Source organism: Streptomyces sp. NPDC030840 (assembly GCF_055572015.1).
The window spans coordinates 77,428-92,404 of record NZ_JBVIEE010000018.1 but is presented as its reverse complement, the minus strand read 5'-3'; the positions used below and the strand labels follow the sequence as shown (position 1 = coordinate 92,404).

Here is a 14,977-nt window from a genome sequence, read left to right as displayed (position 1 = left end):
GGAGCGAAGGTAACGTGAACTCTGCGCAAAAGCCGAGCAGTTGGGGTCGGAGCAGCTCTGCGGGGCGTCATGCGGTCGTCGTCGGAGGCAGTATCGCGGGGCTGCTCACCGCCCACGTCCTCGCCGAACACGCCGACCGGGTGACGGTCGTCGAGCGCGACCGTTACCCCGAGGGCGCCGGTCAGCGCCCCGGGGTGCCGCAGAGCCGCCACCCGCACGTCCTGCTCGAATCCGGGCAGCGGGCCCTGGACGCACTGCTGCCGGGGTTCACGGACGAGCTGCGCGCGGCGGGCGCGCCCCGCCTCGGGATGCCGGACGACATGGTGCAGTGGCAGCTCGGACGCTGGATCCGGCGCTCCCCGGCCTCGACGCACATCTTCACCGGCTCACGCCCGCAGATCGAGGAACTGGTACGGCGGCGCGTGCTCGCCAACCCCGCCGTCACCACCCTGGAGGCGACCGACGTCGTCGGGCTGCTCGGCGACGCGTCGCGGGTGAGGGGCGTGCTGGTGCGCGAGCGCGGCGACGGCGCCCGCAAGGAAGGGCGTCCGCTGGAGGCGGACCTGGTCGTGGACGCCTCCGGGCGCGGTACGAAGGCACCCCAGTGGCTCGTCGCGCTCGGCGCGGACGCCCCGCACGAGGAGACCATCGACACCGGGCTCGCGTACGCCTCACGCGTCTACCGCGACACCGAGGGCACCCTGAGCGGCTGCACACGCGGTCTCTACATCGTTCCGAACCCCGCCCACGTCTACGGGGCCGTCGTCCTGCCCCTGGAGGACGGCAGTCATCTGGCCACTTTCTCGGGCCTGCGCGGTGACGAACCGCCCACGGACGAGGACGAGTACGTGACGTACGGGAAACGCCTGCCGCACCCCTTCGTGCACCGCTGGATGCGCGAGGCCGATCCGCAGTCGCCGATCTTCGGCTTCCGCAGCACGGCCAACGTACGGCGCCGGTACGACCTGCCCGGCCGGCGTCCCGCGGGTTTCCTGGCCATCGGGGACGCGCTGTGCACGTTCAACCCGATCTACGGCCAGGGCATGGCCGTCGCCGCGATGACCGCCGTGGCTCTGCGCGACACCCTCGCGGACGCGCGCCGGACCCCGACGACACACCGGGTGCGGCGCGCCCTCCTCGCTGCGTCCCGGCAGGCCTGGGACATCTCGGCCGGATCGGACAAGAACATGCCGGGCGCCATCGGCAACGCGCTCGGCTCCCGGGCGGTGGACCGGCCGGTCGCCTGGTACCTGCGCCGTCTCCAGGAACGCAGCCCCGGGGACCCCGTGGTGGGCAACGCCTTCCGCTCGGTCCTGTCGCTGAGCGCGCCGATGAGCGCCCTGTTCGCCCCGGAGGTGGCCCGCGCCGTGCTCTTCGGCCCGCCCGCCCCCACACCCGCGGAGCCCCCGATGACACGGGAGGCCCCGGACGCCTGACGGCGGCCACGGCACCGTTTCGACGGCGAGGCGGAAGGACTCATCAGGAGCCCGTCCGCCTCGCGGCGTTTCCACGGGCGCTGCGGGTCCCGGGACGTCCCGCCCCGCCGGGGTACCCGGAGCCCGGCGGGAGCCCGCGCCTGCGGCACGCACGTGCCCGATCGCGCTCTTCCCGGGGAGCCGCACAACCTCAAAAATACCCCCGGGGGTAATCGTGCTAGGGTCGCTTGCATACCCCCCGGGGTAATCGATCGTGAACCGTGAAAGGAGTGCCCAGGTGTTCTTCGTCGACACCATCGAGTTGACCGGCCTCGGTAACCGCAGCTACCTGGCCGGCGGCGCGCACACGGCCGTCGCCGTCGACCCGCCGAGGGACCTCGACCAGGTGATCGCGGCGGCCGTACGGCGCGGGGTGCGCGTCTCCCACGTGGTCGAGACGCACATCCACAACGACTACGTCAGCGGCGGCCTGGAGCTGGCCCGCGTCACCGGCGCCACCTACCTGGTGCCCGCCGCGGCGGACGTCTCGTTCGAGCGGGTCGCGGTGCACGACGGCGACACGGTGGAGATCGACGCGGGGCTCGCGCTGCGTGCCATCGCCACGCCGGGGCACACCCCGCACCACACCTCGTACGTCCTTCAGGAGGCCGGGGCGGCCGTCGCGGTGTTCACCGGAGGTTCCCTGCTCCTCGGTTCCGTCGGCCGTCCGGACCTCGTCGAACCGCGCCTCACCGAGCGGCTCGCGCGCGCCCAGCACACCTCCGCGCACCGGCTCGCCGAGGAGCTGCCCGACGAGACTCCCGTCCTGCCGACGCACGGGTTCGGCAGCTTCTGCTCCTCGGGGGATGCCGAGGGCGACCACACCACCATCGGCAAGGAGAAGTCCGGCAACCCGGCGCTGGTGCAGGACGTGGACACCTTCGTCGCCGAACTGCTCGCCGGTCTGGAGGACGTGCCCGCCTACTACGCGCACATGGGTCCCGCCAATGCCGCCGGTCCCGCCCAGATCGACCTGACCCCGCCCGCGGTCGCCGACGCCGACGCGATCGCCGCCCGGCTGGCGGGGGGGGAGTGGGTGGTGGACCTGCGCAGCCGTGTCGCCTTCTCCGAGGGCCACGTGGCGGGATCGTTCAACTTCGAGGCCGACGGCAAGGTCGCCACCTACCTGGCGTGGCTGATCCCGTGGGGCAAGCCGGTGACGCTGCTCGCCGAATCCCCCGGGCAACTGGCCGCCGCCCAGCGCGAGCTGGTGCGCGTCGGTATCGACCGCCCGGCCGCCGCGGCCGTCGGCGGACCGGCGTCCTGGGTCCGGGACGGCGAGAGGCCCGCCTCCTTCCCGCGCGCCACCTTCACCGACCTCGCGAAGCGCGACGGTGACGACGGCGTGGTCGTCCTCGACGTCCGCCGCGACTCCGAGCGCGCGGGCGGTCACATCGCGGGCTCGGTCCACATCCCGGTCCACCAGTTGCACAAGCGACTCGACGACGTTCCCGCCGGAGAGGTCTGGGTCCACTGCGCGAGCGGGATGCGCGCGGCGATCGCGGCGTCGCTGCTGGACGCGGCGGGGCGGGAGGTCGTCGCGATCGACGACGGGTTCGCCTCCGCGACGGAGGCCGGACTCACTGTGCCGACCGGCTGAGCGGAGGAGTACCGCGTGACCGTCCTGGCCCTGTCGGCGGGCGGAGTCATAGGACTGACTCTCGGCGCGCTCGGAGGCGGCGGCAGCGTGCTGGCCGTGCCCGCCCTGATCTACCTGCTCGGCTTCACCCCGGTCGCCGCCACCACCGCGAGCCTGGTCATCGTCACCGCCACCTCCGCTGCCGGTCTGGCCGCGCACGCCCGCGAGGGCAACGTGCGCTGGCGCGCGGGAAGCCTCTTCGCCATGGCGGGGATCGTCCCGGCCATGCTCACCGCGACGCTCGCGGCCGGGCTTCCTCCCGCCGTGCTGACCGCTGCCTTCGGCGTCATCGCGGCCCTGGCGGCGCTGCGGATGCTGCGGCAGCGGGTCATCGCCGAGGGTGACCGTCCGGTGCGTCCCGGCAGGACTGCCGCGGCGGGCGCGGGACTCGGTGCGATCACCGGGCTCCTGGGCGTCGGGGGAGGGTTCCTCGCCGTACCGGCGCTGGTGGGCGTCCTCGGGCTGAGGATGCGGGTGGCGGTGGGTACCAGCCTGCTCGTGATCACGGTCAACTCGCTCGCGGCGCTCGCGGCCCGCGCGGGTACGGTCCACGGGCTGGACTGGGCGGTGGTCGCCCCCTTCGCGGGAGCGGCCGTGCTCGGCGCGTGGGACGGGAAACGGCTCAGCGCCCGTGTCTCCGGGGGGCTGCTCCAGCGGATCTTCGCGGTCGTGCTGCTGGCGGTGGCCGTGTTCATGCTCCTCGACGTGGCCGTGTGAACCAGCGACCCCCCTGGGCGAGCGGGCTCAGGCAAGCGACAGGAACAGCTTCTCCAGCCGCGCCCGCATCGCGTCGCGGTCCTCCTCGGGCTTCCCGCCGTCCTCGATGTCCGTCAGACACTGCTGCAGACCGGTCGCGATGATCGCGAAGCCTGCCCGGTCGAGCGCCCGTGACGCGGCGGCGAGCTGGGTGACGACCTCCTCGCAGTCGCGGCCCTCCTCGATCATCCGGATGACTCCGGAGATCTGGCCCTGAGCCCGGCGCAGCCGGTTGAGCACGCCTCGAAGCTCGGCGCCCGCGAGATCCAGCTCCACGATCAACTCCCTCGAAGAAAACCCGGGGAATACCCCTGGGGGTAATGTACTCCCGCTTCGAGGTCCCGTCGAAAGCAAGGGTCCCGTCGAGAAGCCATGTTCGGCCGCGGAGCAGGGGTTCCGCCGAGGAGCAAGGTTCAGCCGAGGAGCAGGGTTCCGAGACGCAAGGCCCGTCGAAGGCGAGGATGACACCCGTGACCACCCCGATCGCCCTCGGCGTCGCTCAGGCCCGTGCACATCTGTCCCAACTGACCGTGATCGACGTCCGCACCCCGGCCGAGTACGCCTCCGGCCACCTACCCGGCGCCCGCTCGCTGAAGGCCTGCGGCGCCCTCGCCGAGCACGGCATCGCAGCCATGACCCTGACGGGCGGCACGGCGCCTGGGCCGCCGACGGTCACGCACTGCGCGCCGGCCTCGACGCCACCCTCGCGGCAGGCACTGCGCGCGCCCTGAGGGGGCGGGTCCGTTCAGGCGGTGCGGTTGCTCTTTAGGCGGTGCGGTTGCCCTTTGGGCGGCCGCGCTGGTCGGGGGTCCCGTGCGGCGGCGGGCTGTGGGGCTCCGGGGAGGTCGCCGGGGACACGGGTGATCCAGCACTGGGCCGCCCGGACTCCTCCGGGCGTACGGCGCCGGGGTCGCCGGACGTCGGCTCGGCGCCGGAGCGGAGCTGCTCCAGTCGGGCCGACAGCAGTTCGACGGCCTGGACGCGGTCGGCGTGGGCCCGCTCGTAGGCGAGCAGTTGCTCCACCTCGTCGGCGGTGAGCGCGCGGACGCGGCTCTCGAGACCGCCGATCGGCAGGTGGTCGTAGTCGGGCAGCGGCAGCGCGGTGCGCTGGGCCATGTTTCTCACCCTCCCTGTGTGCGGTCATGGTGTGCGGCATGGAGCGGGGGTGCGGCGGATCCGCGGTGGGCGCCGAAGCCCGGCCCCGTGTGGGTCTCGGCGTGCGCTCCGGTCGCCTCAGTGGGCGCCCAGGCCGCCGCTGCCGAAGGAGCCGCTGCTGCCCTTGCTCCAGCGCGACCGCCGCTTGGACACGGTCGGCCGGGAGCCCAGGTTGCCGTGCACCTGGTAGGGCGTGAGCCGCAGATCGCTTCGGGGTATCTCGTCGGGCTCCAGGTTGTGCTGCTCCTCATGGACCGGGCCGCCCTCGGGCAGCCGGGGCTGCTCCTCCGGGCTGGGCCGGCGCGGCTCACGGCTGCGTACGCGGTTGCCCATCCAGAAGGCGCCGCCCAGGAGGGCCACGACGATCACGCCCATGATGACCGACCAGAGGCCGACCAGTGCGCTTCCCCCTGCGGCAAAATGCACCCATTCCATACTCATATGTGACGAATACCCTCGCGGGCATCGGTGAACCGGCTCAGCGCGCGGAATCCGCACGTCGTCGAGCGGCATTCCCGCGGTGACCCGGGAGGCGCACGGGTGCCCGGGTGGGCGGTGAGAGAAACACGGGCGGCCGAGGGCGCGCGAGCACGGCCGCCCGCGCCGCACCCGTTCCGCGGGCGTGGTTTGACGGGTTCCGGCTCGGCTACCCGCCCGGTGTGACATCGACGACGACTTCTCAGCAGGAGCTCTTCCGGTTCCTCGAGGACCGCTTCGCGTGCGCACAGGCGTGCACGGAATGCGCGCGGGCGTGCGCCCTGCGCGCGAGCCTCGCCGACCCGGACGGGCCCAGGGACCAGGAACGTGTGCGGCGCAAGGGCATCATGTGCGCCGAGGTGTGCGACGCGACGTGCCGGGTGCTCTCCGAGCAGACCCACCAGGACGAGGCCGCCCTCCGGGCCCAGGTGGAGTGGTGCCGGGAGGTGTGCCTGGAGTGCGCGCACGCTTTCGACGCCCACCCCGGTGCCGAGGACAGCGCGAAGGCCTGCCGCGACTGCGCCCGCGCCTGCACGGACTTCCTCGCGACACTCGCTGCCTGAGGCGAGGGGCTGCCGCCAGGCTCGGCGACCCCGGACCCGGCTGTCGGCCTGACGGCCTCGTCCTCAAACGCCGGACGGGCCGGATGTACCTGCCCTCGCTGAAAACCCAAGCCCCGGCCAGGGAACTCAGCCCCGGCCGCGAAAATCAGCCCCTCCGGCGTTTGAGGAGCGGGGGTCCGGGGGCTGGCCCCCGAACCGGGGTCCGGGGCGGAGCCCCGCGGCGGGTCGAAGGGGCGCAGCCCCTGGGGAGGGGACGGGTAGGGGCGGCGGGGGCGAAATGAATCCTCGCCGACCGCCCCGCTCAGGACGCTCCCGCGAGCGGCGGCCCCCCGACCCGCACGTTCCAGCGCCCGCCCCGCCCGCTGAACTCGGTGGCCGTCAGCGGCGGCACGTCCACGCGCCAGAACGCGGATTCCGGCGCCCCCAGCACCCGTACCACCACGGCCCGTACGACGTCGGGCTCGACGACGGCGACCGTCCGGCCGTCGCCCCGGGCGGCCGTGTCGAGCCACAGTGCCACCCGGTCGCACAACGCCCGCACCGACTCGCCGCCGTGCGGCGCGGACTCGGGGTCGGTCAGCCAACGGGCCACCGCCTCGGGCTCGTCGGCGCTCACCTCGGTGAGCGTCGCCCCGCGCCAGCGCCCCACGTCCAGACCGGCCGGCCCGGGCGTCCCCCCGATGTCCAGCCCGAGCGCGGCAGCGGTCTCGCGGCAGCGGACCGTGGGGGAGGCCCAGGCCCGGTCGGGGGACCTCAGGGTGCCCGAGTTCGCCGTCGCCGCCCGCAGCCCGGACGGGTCGAGCGGGCATCCGTCGTCGAAGCGGGCCTCCCGCAGCGCCGCGTTCATCGCGGGTGAGATCAACATCACTCGGCTCGTCATTTCACGCTCTCCCGATCCGGCCACCTGTGCACCCAACCCCCTTGCCCTGTAAGGGACATGACCATCGGGCCGTGGTGTGACCAGCTCACCCGCACGCCGTGCGCCACCCATGCGCCCTTGGCCGGAACCTCACTTCGCGGTACCTTCTCGTCGATATTGACGACGGTCGACGGAAGCCGGTGAGAATCCGGCACGGTCGCGCCACTGTAAGCCCAGCACGATCCGCACCCGCCAAGTGCGGTGACGGCAGGGCAAGTCAGACCCGTGGCCGTCGTCCTGTGCACCACCGAGACGGGACGCGAGTTCCCCCAGGAGGTCCTGCCATGGCGCAGTCCGCCGTCGCCCAGCCGACCGCAACCCCCGCCGCTCCCACCGCGGTTCCGGCCAAGCTGCCGATCGGAGCGATCGCCCCCTGGGCGGTCTTCTTCGGCATCCTCATGCTGGTCCTGCTCTACTTCGTCGGCGCCGAACAGGGCGCCACCTCCCTCGTGTCCGGCGAGGGTGTCCACGAATGGGTGCACGACGCCCGCCACCTGCTCGGCTTCCCCTGCCACTGACGGCGGCGAGGAAGCTCACGAGCCGATGAACTCCGCAACGGTCAGGAACCTCCTGGTGCGCGGCATGCTCGCGGGACTCGCCGCGGGCCTGCTCGCCCTCGTCGTCGCCTACTTCCTGGGTGAACCACGCGTCGACCAGGCGATCGCGTTCGAGGAGGCCCACGCCCACGAACACGGCGGCGAGGAACTCGTCAGCCGCACCCTGCAGTCCACGGCGGGACTGTCCACCGGCGTCCTCGTGTACGGGGTCGCGTTCGGCGGCATCGCGGCCCTCGCGTACTGCTTCGCGCTCGGCCGCATCGGCCGCTTCGGGCCGCGCGCGAGCGCGCTGCTCCTGGCGGTGGCCGGGCTGGTCGCGGTCTATGTGGTCCCGTTCCTGAAGTACCCCGCCAATCCGCCCGCCGTGGGCGACCCCGACACCCTCGACCAGCGCACCACGCTGTACTTCCTGATGGTCGTGCTCAGCGTTCTGCTGGCCGTCGGGGCGGTGGTCCTGGGCAAGCGCCTCGCGCCACGCCTGGGCAACTGGAACGCCACCGTCGCGGCGGGCGCGTTCTTCGTCCTCGTCGTCGGCCTGGCGTACGCCTTCCTGCCGTCGTACGACAACGTCCCGGAGGGCTTCCCCGGCACCCTGCTGTGGCAGTACCGGTTGGCCGCCCTCGCCATCCAGGTGACCCTGTGGACCGCGTACGGTCTGCTCTTCGGGCTGCTCGCGGAACGCGTGCTGGCTCCGCGCACGGCGGGGCGCCAGGGGGCCGCCGCTCCGGCGACTCCCGTCCCGCACTGAGCTGTTGAGCGCGTCCCGCACTGACCTGTTGGGCGCGGGAGAAAGGCCCCCGGGTGACCGGGGGCCTTTCTCCTGTCCTGTCCCTCCCGGTCGCTCCCTCGTGTTCCCAATTACTGGAACACGTTCTACGGTGTGCGCCGTCAGGTCCGGCCTTGGGGAGCCAGGAGGCGCCGTGCATCTGGAATACACGCCCGAGCAGCAGCGGCTGCGCACCGAACTGCGCGCCTACTTCGCCAAGTTGGTGCCGGACAACGCGTACGCGCGGTACGGCGACCCGGCCTCCCAGAAGCGCTTCTACCGCGAGACCCTCCGCCGTCTCGGCACGGACGGCTGGCTCGGAGTCGGCTGGCCGAAGGAGTACGGCGGACGCGGGCTGACCCCCATGGAGCAGTTCATCTTCTTCGACGAGGCCGCCCAGGCGGGCGTCCCCCTGCCCCTGATGGCGCTCAACACGGTCGGCCCGACGATCATGCAGTTCGGCAGCGAGGAGCAGAAGGCGTACTTCCTGCCGCGCATCCTCTCCGGCGAGATCGATTTCGCGATCGGCTACAGCGAGCCCGACGCGGGCACCGACCTGGCCGCGCTCAGGACGCGCGCCGTACGGGAGGGCGACGAGTACGTCGTCAACGGCCAGAAGATCTGGACCACGAACGGCGACACCGCGGACTGGGTGTGGCTGGCCGTCCGCACCGACCCGGACGCCCCGCCCCACAAGGGCATCACCATGCTCCTGGTCCCGACCACCGACCCCGGCTACTCCTGCACCCTGATCAACACCCTCGCCTCCCACGACACCACCGCCAGCTACTACGAGAACATCCGCGTACCCGTCTCCCACCGCGTCGGGGAGGAGAACAAGGGCTGGCGCCTGATCACCAACCAGCTCAACCACGAACGCGTCACCCTCGCCGCCCACGGCACCATGGCGATCCGCTCCCTCCACAACGTGCAGCGCTGGGCCATGGAGACCAAACTCGCCGACGGCCGCCGCGTCATCGACCTGCCCTGGGTGCGCCGCCGCCTGGCCCAGACCCACACGAAGCTGGACGCGATGAAGCTGCTCAACTGGCAGATGGTGAACGCCGTCCAGGAGGGCACGCTCACCCCTCAGGACGCGTCCGCCGTCAAGGTCTACGGCTCCGAGGCGCGCCGCGACGCCTACGCCTGGCTCATGGAGGTCGTCGCCGCGGCCGGCGCCCTCAAGGAGGGCTCCGCGGGCGCTGTCCTCCACGGCGAGCTGGAGCGCGGCTACCGCTCGGCCGTGATCTTCACCTTCGGAGGCGGCAACAACGAGATCCAGCGCGAGATCATCTCGTGGATCGGCCTGGGGATGCCGCGCGTACGACGCTAGTCTGACTCCGTGGACGCTGCTCGAACAGGTGACCAGGGATTCTTCGGACCGGACTCGGTGACCTGGCAGGCGCACGGTGACCCGATGATGTGGATCGCCGGCATCCGCGCGCTGTACCTGCAGGCGCTCCACCCACGGACGGTGCGCGGCGTCATGCAGAACTCGGACTTCCGACGCGACGCCTGGGGCCGCTTGATGCGGACGGCCAACTTCGTCGGCACCATCACCTACGGCACCGCCGAGGCCGCGGAGCACGCGGGCGCCCGGATACGGAAGATCCACAGCAAGCTGTCCGCGACCGACCCCGACACGGGGGAGAGGTACCCGGTCGACGAGCCCGAGCTGCTGCTGTGGGTGCACTGCGCCGAGATCGACTCCTACCTGCACGTCCTGTGGCGCTCGGGGTTCCCTCTCACGGACGCCGCCGCCGACCGCTACATCGCCGAACACCGCGTCGCCGCCGAGCTGGTGGGCCTGGACCCCGACGAGGTTCCGGGCAGCCGGGCGGAGTTGGCCGCCTACTTCGAGAAGGTGCTGCCGGAGCTGGCGGCGGGGCCCGAGGCGCGCGAGGTGGACGACTTCCTGCGCACGCCACCCACGCACCCGTTGCTCGTCCCGGCGCGCGCCCTGCTGTGGCGGCGCGTGGCGAATCTGGCATACGCCTCCCTGCCGCCGTACGCCCACGAGCTGTACGGCAGACCGGCCCCGCCCCCGGATGCGGTGACCCGGCGCCTGCGCCTCACAGGCACCCTCCTGCGCTGCGTTCCCGCACGTCTGCGCTGGCAGCTCCCGCCCAAACACATCATCCGCGCGATGCGACGGCTCGGTCCGATCTCCCGCCCGGCACCGTACAAAGTCGTGCGATAGCTCGTCATACTGGACGGGCCAGGGGAGGGCGGAGCCGGACAGACGGGGGCGGACGCAGGCGATGGGGGACACCAGACTGATCCAGGGCCGGTACCGGCTGCTCGATCTGATCGGGCGCGGCGGTATGGGCGAGGTCTGGCGCGCGAGAGACGAGTCACTGGGGCGGCACGTCGCCGTGAAGTGCCTCAAGCCCCTGAACACGGACCACGACCAGGCCTTCACGCGGATCCTGCGGGAGCGGTTCCGCCGCGAGGCACGCGTGGCCGCCGCCCTCCAGCACCGCGGGGTGACCGTCGTCCACGACTTCGGGGAGGACGACGGGGTGCTCTACCTCGTCATGGAGTTGCTGCTGGGCCGCAACCTCAGCCAGCTCCTGGAGGACAACAAACACCACCCCCTGCCCGTCGACGACGTCGTCGACATCGCGGACCAGGCCGCCGCGGCCCTCGCCTACACCCACCAGCAGGGCATCGTGCACCGGGACCTGAAATCCGCGAACATCATGCGGCTCACCGACGGCACGGTGAAGATCTGCGACTTCGGCATAGCGCGCCTCGGCCACGCCATCGGCTTCACCTCCCGCCTCACCGGCACCGGCATCGCCATGGGTACTCCCCACTACATGTCACCGGAGCAGATCGGCGGCGACCAGGTCGACCAGCGCAGCGACCTGTACTCCTTCGGCTGCGTGCTGTACGAGATCGCCACCGGCGTCCCGCCGTTCGACCTCGACGACGCGTGGGCCGTCCTCGTCGGCCACCGCGACACCCCTCCCGAGCCGCCGCGCAGCCACCGCGCGGAGCTGCCCGAGTACGTGGAGCGGATCATCCTGGACCTGCTCGCCAAACAGCCGGAGGACCGACCCGACGACGCCCGGGAGCTGAGCCGCAGGCTCCACGAGGGGCGGACGGCGTCTCTCTGCGTCCCGACGGCCCTGTCACGCCCCGTGACGACCTCGGCCCAGCCGCACCTGGTCGCGCCGTCGGCTCAGCCGCACTCCGAGCAGCCCCTGTCCGGTGAGCCCCGCCTGCCGTCGTGGACCCGCGGCATGACCACCGGCCACAAGGCGGCGGGCAGAGGACTGCGCACCACCCCGCCGGACGCCTCGGCGGGCCTCACCGGCGACTGGATCGTCCGCCCCGCCACCGGCGGCGAGGAGGGGCCCGCCCGCACCGAACGCCCGGCCCCGCCCCCGGAGGTCGTCACCGCCCTGGCCGGCCGGCACAACGCGGGCCTCAGCCTGGGCCGGCTCGGCCGCTGGACCGAGGCGGGCGAGGTGCACCGCGCGGTCGCCGCCGAACGCGAGCATGTCCTCGGCCCCGAGCACCCCGACACCCTCGCCAGCCGCTACGAGGTCGGCTTCACCCTCAGCCGCACCGGCCGTCCCGCCGACGCCCTGCGCGAGTACACCGCAGTCGCCCGGGCCAGGGAGCGGGTGCTCGGCCCCGACCACCCCGACACGCTCACCGTCCGGCAGGAGACGGCGTACGTGCTCGGCCGGCTGGGCCGCCACATCGAGGCCCACGAGGCGTACACCTCCGTCCTCGCCGCGCGCGAGCGCGTCATGGGCCCCGAGCATCCCGACACGCTGCGCTGCCGCCACAACCTCGCCTTCAACCTGAGCAGGCTCGGGCGCCTGGAGGAGTCGTACGAGATGGCGTCCGACGTGGCCGGCGCACGGGCGCGGGTGCTCGGACCGAACCACCCCGACACCCTCGTCACCCGGTGCGAGGTCGCCTATCTGCTGGGCCAGCTGGGGCGCTGGCCGGAGGCCCTGCGGATGTACCAGGAGGTCGCCGAGGCGCGCACGCAGGCGCTCGGCCCCGACCATCCGGACACCCTCGCGGCCCGCTACGAGGTCGGTATCAGCCTCGGCCGGCTCGGCCGCAGCGCCGACGCGCTCACGCTCTACCGTGCCCTCGTCGACGACCGCACCCGCGTCCACGGCCCCGCCCACACCGAGACCTTGCGCGCCCGCCACGGTCTCGGCGTCAACCTCGGCCGGCTCGGCCGCTGGGAGGAGGCCCTCGCCGAGTCCCGCGACGTGTGCGCCATCCGCGAGCGCGTCCTCGGCCCCGACCACCCGGACACGCTGGTCAGCCGCCGCGAGGTCGCCGTGGGCCTCGGCTGGCTCGGCCGCTGGCCCGACGCCCTCACCGAGTACCGGACGGTGGCCGACGCCCGCGAACGGGTCCTCGGCGCGGCCCACCCCGACGCCCTCGCCAGCCGCAACGACGAGGCCCACTGCCTGGAACAGCTCGGGCGCGGAGCGGAGGCGGTGGAGCTGTACCGGAGGGTGGCGGCGCTGCGGCAGCAGCGGTGACGCGGGTACGGGGCCCGTGCGGCGCGGTGGTCCATCTGCCCGGCCCCCTGGCCGATCCGGATCACCGCGTGTTACCAAGAGCCATGCCCGTACGTGAGCGCTCCGCACCTGAGGGACACCGGTCCTACGACGCCGTGATCGTCGGCGGCGGCCACAACGGACTGGTCGCCGCCGCCTACCTCGCCCGCGCCGGGCGGTCGGTGCTCGTGCTGGAGCGGCTGGGCATCACGGGGGGCGCCGCCGTGTCCACGCGGCCGTTCGCCGGGGTCGACGCGCGCCTGTCGCGCTACTCGTACCTGGTCAGCCTGCTGCCCCGGAAGATCGTCCGCGATCTCGACCTGGACTTCCGCGTCCGGGGGCGCACGATCTCCTCGTACACGCCCACCGAGCGCGACGGGCGTCCCACGGGACTGCTCGTGGGCGGTGGCGAGCGGCGCACGCGGGAGGCGTTCGCGCGGCTGACCGGCTCGGACCGCGAGTACGAGGCCTGGCAGAGCTTCTACGACATGACGGGCCGCGTCGCCCAGCGGGTCTTCCCCACCCTCACGGAGCCGCTGCCGGCCCGTGACGCGCTGCGCGCCCGCGTCGACGACGAGGACGCCTGGCGGACGCTCTTCGAGGAGCCGATCGGCAAGGCCATCGAGGAGCGCTTCGCCGACGACCTGGTCCGCGGCATCGTCCTCACCGACGCCCTGATCGGCACCTTTGCCGACGCCCACGACCCCGCCCTGGCCCAGAACCGCTGTTTCCTCTATCACGTGATCGGCGGCGGCACGGGCGCCTGGGACGTGCCCGTCGGCGGCATGGGCGCCCTCACCGAGGCGCTGGCCACGGCCGCGAAGGACGCGGGCGCTGTGCTCGCCACCGGGCACGAAGTGGTACGGATCGAGACCGACGGGCGGGCCGCCGAGGTCACGTACCGCACAGCCGACGAAGAGAGCGCGGTCACCGCCCGCCACGTGCTGGTGAACGCCTCCCCACAGGAACTGGCCGCCCTCACCGGCGACGAGCCGCCCACGCCCGCCGAGGGCGCCCAGCTCAAGGTGAACATGCTGCTCACCCGGCTCCCCGCGCTGCGCGACAGTTCGGTCGACCCGCGCGAGGCCTTCGCCGGGACCTTCCACATCGCCGAGGGCTACGAGCAGCTGGGCGCCGCGTACACCCAGGCGGCGGCCGGGGCACTGCCCGAGTCCCCGCCCTCGGAGATCTACTGCCACTCGCTCACCGACCCCACCATCCTCGGCCCCGACCTGGTCGAGCGGGGTTACCAGACGCTCACGCTCTTCGGCCTGCACACACCCGCCCGGCTGTTCGCACACGACAACGACGCCGTACGCGAGGAACTGCTGGCATCCACCCTCGCCCAGCTCGACGCGCACCTCGCCGAACCGATCACCGCCTGTCTGGCCACCGACGCCGAGGGCCGCCCGTGCATCGAGGCGAAGACCCCGCTCGACCTGGAGCACGGCCTCAGGCTGCCGGGCGGCAACATCTTCCACCGCGCGCTCTCCTGGCCGTACGCCGAGGAGGGCACCGGCCGCTGGGGCGTGGAGACCCGCCACCCGAACGTCCTGCTGTGCGGTGCCGGCGCGGTACGCGGCGGAGGTGTCAGCGGGGTGCCCGGCCACAACGCGGCGATGGCGGTGCTGGAGGACCTCGGACAGCTGTCCTGATGAGACTGTTTTGTCGCTTATGCCGCATTGTGTCGCGCGTGGCGGGTACTCCGGACGGTGCGTGATCCTGTACGTCACCACATGGGAGGTTCCCATGGCCGACCTCAGCCCCACTGATCTGCAGAAGGCCCTCAGGGGTGCGGAGTACCCGACGGACAAGAAGCACCTCGTCGAGCGTGCGCGCAAGAACAACGCCGACGACAAGGTCGTCAGCCGCCTCAACGGACTGAAGCGGGATCGTTTCGACGGCCCGAACGAGGTCCAGAAGGCCGTCTTCAACGAGTAGCGCCCTGCAACCCCCGCGCCCTCAAGGGGCGCGGGGAACTGCGCGAGCAACCACATACGGATCCACGGCCGCCAACGAGACGGCACAACCCTCCCCGTCAAGCGCAGGTCGACCAACCCCCGGAACAACTGATCTGACGGAGCATCAGAAAACCCCTTCCGTCGTCCGGAGGACTACGGCATCCTGCG

At 72.6% G+C, this 14,977-nt stretch carries 16 protein-coding genes and 1 riboswitch; of the genes, 12 read left to right on the top strand and 4 right to left on the bottom strand.

Annotated features, from left to right (window positions below):
• Positions 1–14: 14 nt before the first annotated feature.
• The 3 genes from ACZ49J_RS31595 to ACZ49J_RS31585 all read left to right on the top strand — a co-directional run bounded on the left by ACZ49J_RS31595 (position 15) and on the right by ACZ49J_RS31585 (position 3,831).
• A complete protein-coding gene (locus ACZ49J_RS31595; protein ID WP_467453994.1) occupies positions 15–1,436 on the top strand; it encodes an FAD-dependent oxidoreductase in 1,422 nt (473 codons plus the stop codon).
• 277 nt (positions 1,437–1,713) lie between these two features.
• Positions 1,714–3,075: an MBL fold metallo-hydrolase gene (locus ACZ49J_RS31590; RefSeq protein WP_467453995.1), complete on the top strand. Its 1,362-nt coding sequence runs from the start codon at positions 1,714–1,716 to the stop codon at positions 3,073–3,075.
• 15 nt (positions 3,076–3,090) lie between these two features.
• Entirely contained in the window at positions 3,091–3,831 is a 741-nt protein-coding gene (locus ACZ49J_RS31585) for a sulfite exporter TauE/SafE family protein (protein ID WP_467453996.1), read from the top strand.
• Positions 3,832–3,858: 27 nt separating this feature from the next.
• Here the strand turns inward: ACZ49J_RS31585 and ACZ49J_RS31580 are convergent, their stop codons facing one another.
• Positions 3,859–4,146 carry a metal-sensitive transcriptional regulator gene (locus tag ACZ49J_RS31580; protein WP_467453997.1) on the bottom strand — a complete coding sequence of 96 codons (288 nt, stop codon included), beginning with the start codon at positions 4,144–4,146 and terminating at the stop codon, positions 3,859–3,861.
• Positions 4,147–4,340: 194 nt separating this feature from the next.
• Between ACZ49J_RS31580 and ACZ49J_RS31575 the strand changes: the two genes are divergently transcribed.
• Positions 4,341–4,601 (top strand): rhodanese-like domain-containing protein, encoded by a 261-nt coding sequence (locus ACZ49J_RS31575; RefSeq protein ID WP_467453998.1) that lies wholly within the window; start codon positions 4,341–4,343, stop codon positions 4,599–4,601.
• A gap of 34 nt (positions 4,602–4,635) precedes the next feature.
• Here ACZ49J_RS31575 and ACZ49J_RS31570 read toward each other — a convergent pair whose 3' ends face one another.
• Entirely contained in the window at positions 4,636–4,986 is a 351-nt protein-coding gene (locus ACZ49J_RS31570; protein ID WP_467453999.1) for a DUF8129 domain-containing protein, read from the bottom strand.
• A 117-nt stretch (positions 4,987–5,103) separates the two neighbouring features.
• Positions 5,104–5,466 (bottom strand): DUF6479 family protein, encoded by a 363-nt coding sequence (locus ACZ49J_RS31565; protein ID WP_467454000.1) that lies wholly within the window; start codon positions 5,464–5,466, stop codon positions 5,104–5,106.
• A 218-nt stretch (positions 5,467–5,684) separates the two neighbouring features.
• Here ACZ49J_RS31565 and ACZ49J_RS31560 point away from each other — a divergent pair, with 218 nt between their 5' ends.
• Positions 5,685–6,065, top strand: coding sequence for a four-helix bundle copper-binding protein (locus ACZ49J_RS31560; protein ID WP_467454001.1), 381 nt, complete (start codon positions 5,685–5,687; stop codon positions 6,063–6,065).
• Between the two features lie 301 nt (positions 6,066–6,366).
• Here ACZ49J_RS31560 and ACZ49J_RS31555 read toward each other — a convergent pair whose 3' ends face one another.
• On the bottom strand, positions 6,367–6,945 hold the full coding sequence (locus ACZ49J_RS31555) for a histidine phosphatase family protein (protein ID WP_467454002.1): 579 nt from the start codon (positions 6,943–6,945) through the stop codon (positions 6,367–6,369).
• Positions 6,946–7,091: 146 nt separating this feature from the next.
• Positions 7,092–7,232: riboswitch (cobalamin riboswitch) on the top strand.
• Positions 7,233–7,268: 36 nt separating this feature from the next.
• Here ACZ49J_RS31555 and ACZ49J_RS31550 point away from each other — a divergent pair.
• From ACZ49J_RS31550 to ACZ49J_RS31520, 7 genes are all read left to right on the top strand, one after another.
• A complete protein-coding gene (locus ACZ49J_RS31550; RefSeq protein WP_467454004.1) occupies positions 7,269–7,502 on the top strand; it encodes a CbtB domain-containing protein in 234 nt (77 codons plus the stop codon).
• Between the two features lie 25 nt (positions 7,503–7,527).
• Entirely contained in the window at positions 7,528–8,289 is a 762-nt protein-coding gene (locus ACZ49J_RS31545; RefSeq protein WP_467454005.1) for a CbtA family protein, read from the top strand.
• Between the two features lie 172 nt (positions 8,290–8,461).
• On the top strand, positions 8,462–9,640 hold the full coding sequence (locus ACZ49J_RS31540; protein ID WP_467454007.1) for an acyl-CoA dehydrogenase family protein: 1,179 nt from the start codon (positions 8,462–8,464) through the stop codon (positions 9,638–9,640).
• A 9-nt stretch (positions 9,641–9,649) separates the two neighbouring features.
• Positions 9,650–10,507, top strand: a complete 858-nt coding sequence (locus tag ACZ49J_RS31535; RefSeq protein WP_467454008.1) for an oxygenase MpaB family protein — start codon at positions 9,650–9,652, stop codon at positions 10,505–10,507.
• Between the two features lie 61 nt (positions 10,508–10,568).
• Positions 10,569–12,830: a serine/threonine-protein kinase gene (locus ACZ49J_RS31530; protein WP_467454009.1), complete on the top strand. Its 2,262-nt coding sequence runs from the start codon at positions 10,569–10,571 to the stop codon at positions 12,828–12,830.
• An 83-nt stretch (positions 12,831–12,913) separates the two neighbouring features.
• Positions 12,914–14,503, top strand: a complete 1,590-nt coding sequence (locus ACZ49J_RS31525) for a phytoene desaturase family protein (RefSeq protein ID WP_467454010.1) — start codon at positions 12,914–12,916, stop codon at positions 14,501–14,503.
• A 94-nt stretch (positions 14,504–14,597) separates the two neighbouring features.
• Positions 14,598–14,789 (top strand): DUF2795 domain-containing protein, encoded by a 192-nt coding sequence (locus tag ACZ49J_RS31520; RefSeq protein ID WP_467454011.1) that lies wholly within the window; start codon positions 14,598–14,600, stop codon positions 14,787–14,789.
• Positions 14,790–14,977 lie beyond the last annotated feature (188 nt).

Coding starts and splice junctions, on each gene's coding strand:
- ACZ49J_RS31545 (WP_467454005.1), top strand. CDS start 7,528: ATGAACTCCGCAACGGTCAGGAACCTCCTGGTGCGCGGCATGCTCGCG.
- ACZ49J_RS31520 (WP_467454011.1), top strand. CDS start 14,598: ATGGCCGACCTCAGCCCCACTGATCTGCAGAAGGCCCTCAGGGGTGCG.
- ACZ49J_RS31555 (WP_467454002.1), bottom strand. CDS start 6,945: ATGACGAGCCGAGTGATGTTGATCTCACCCGCGATGAACGCGGCGCTG.
- ACZ49J_RS31570 (WP_467453999.1), bottom strand. CDS start 4,986: ATGGCCCAGCGCACCGCGCTGCCGCTGCCCGACTACGACCACCTGCCG.
- ACZ49J_RS31525 (WP_467454010.1), top strand. CDS start 12,914: ATGCCCGTACGTGAGCGCTCCGCACCTGAGGGACACCGGTCCTACGAC.
- ACZ49J_RS31565 (WP_467454000.1), bottom strand. CDS start 5,466: ATGAGTATGGAATGGGTGCATTTTGCCGCAGGGGGAAGCGCACTGGTC.
- ACZ49J_RS31550 (WP_467454004.1), top strand. CDS start 7,269: ATGGCGCAGTCCGCCGTCGCCCAGCCGACCGCAACCCCCGCCGCTCCC.
- ACZ49J_RS31530 (WP_467454009.1), top strand. CDS start 10,569: ATGGGGGACACCAGACTGATCCAGGGCCGGTACCGGCTGCTCGATCTG.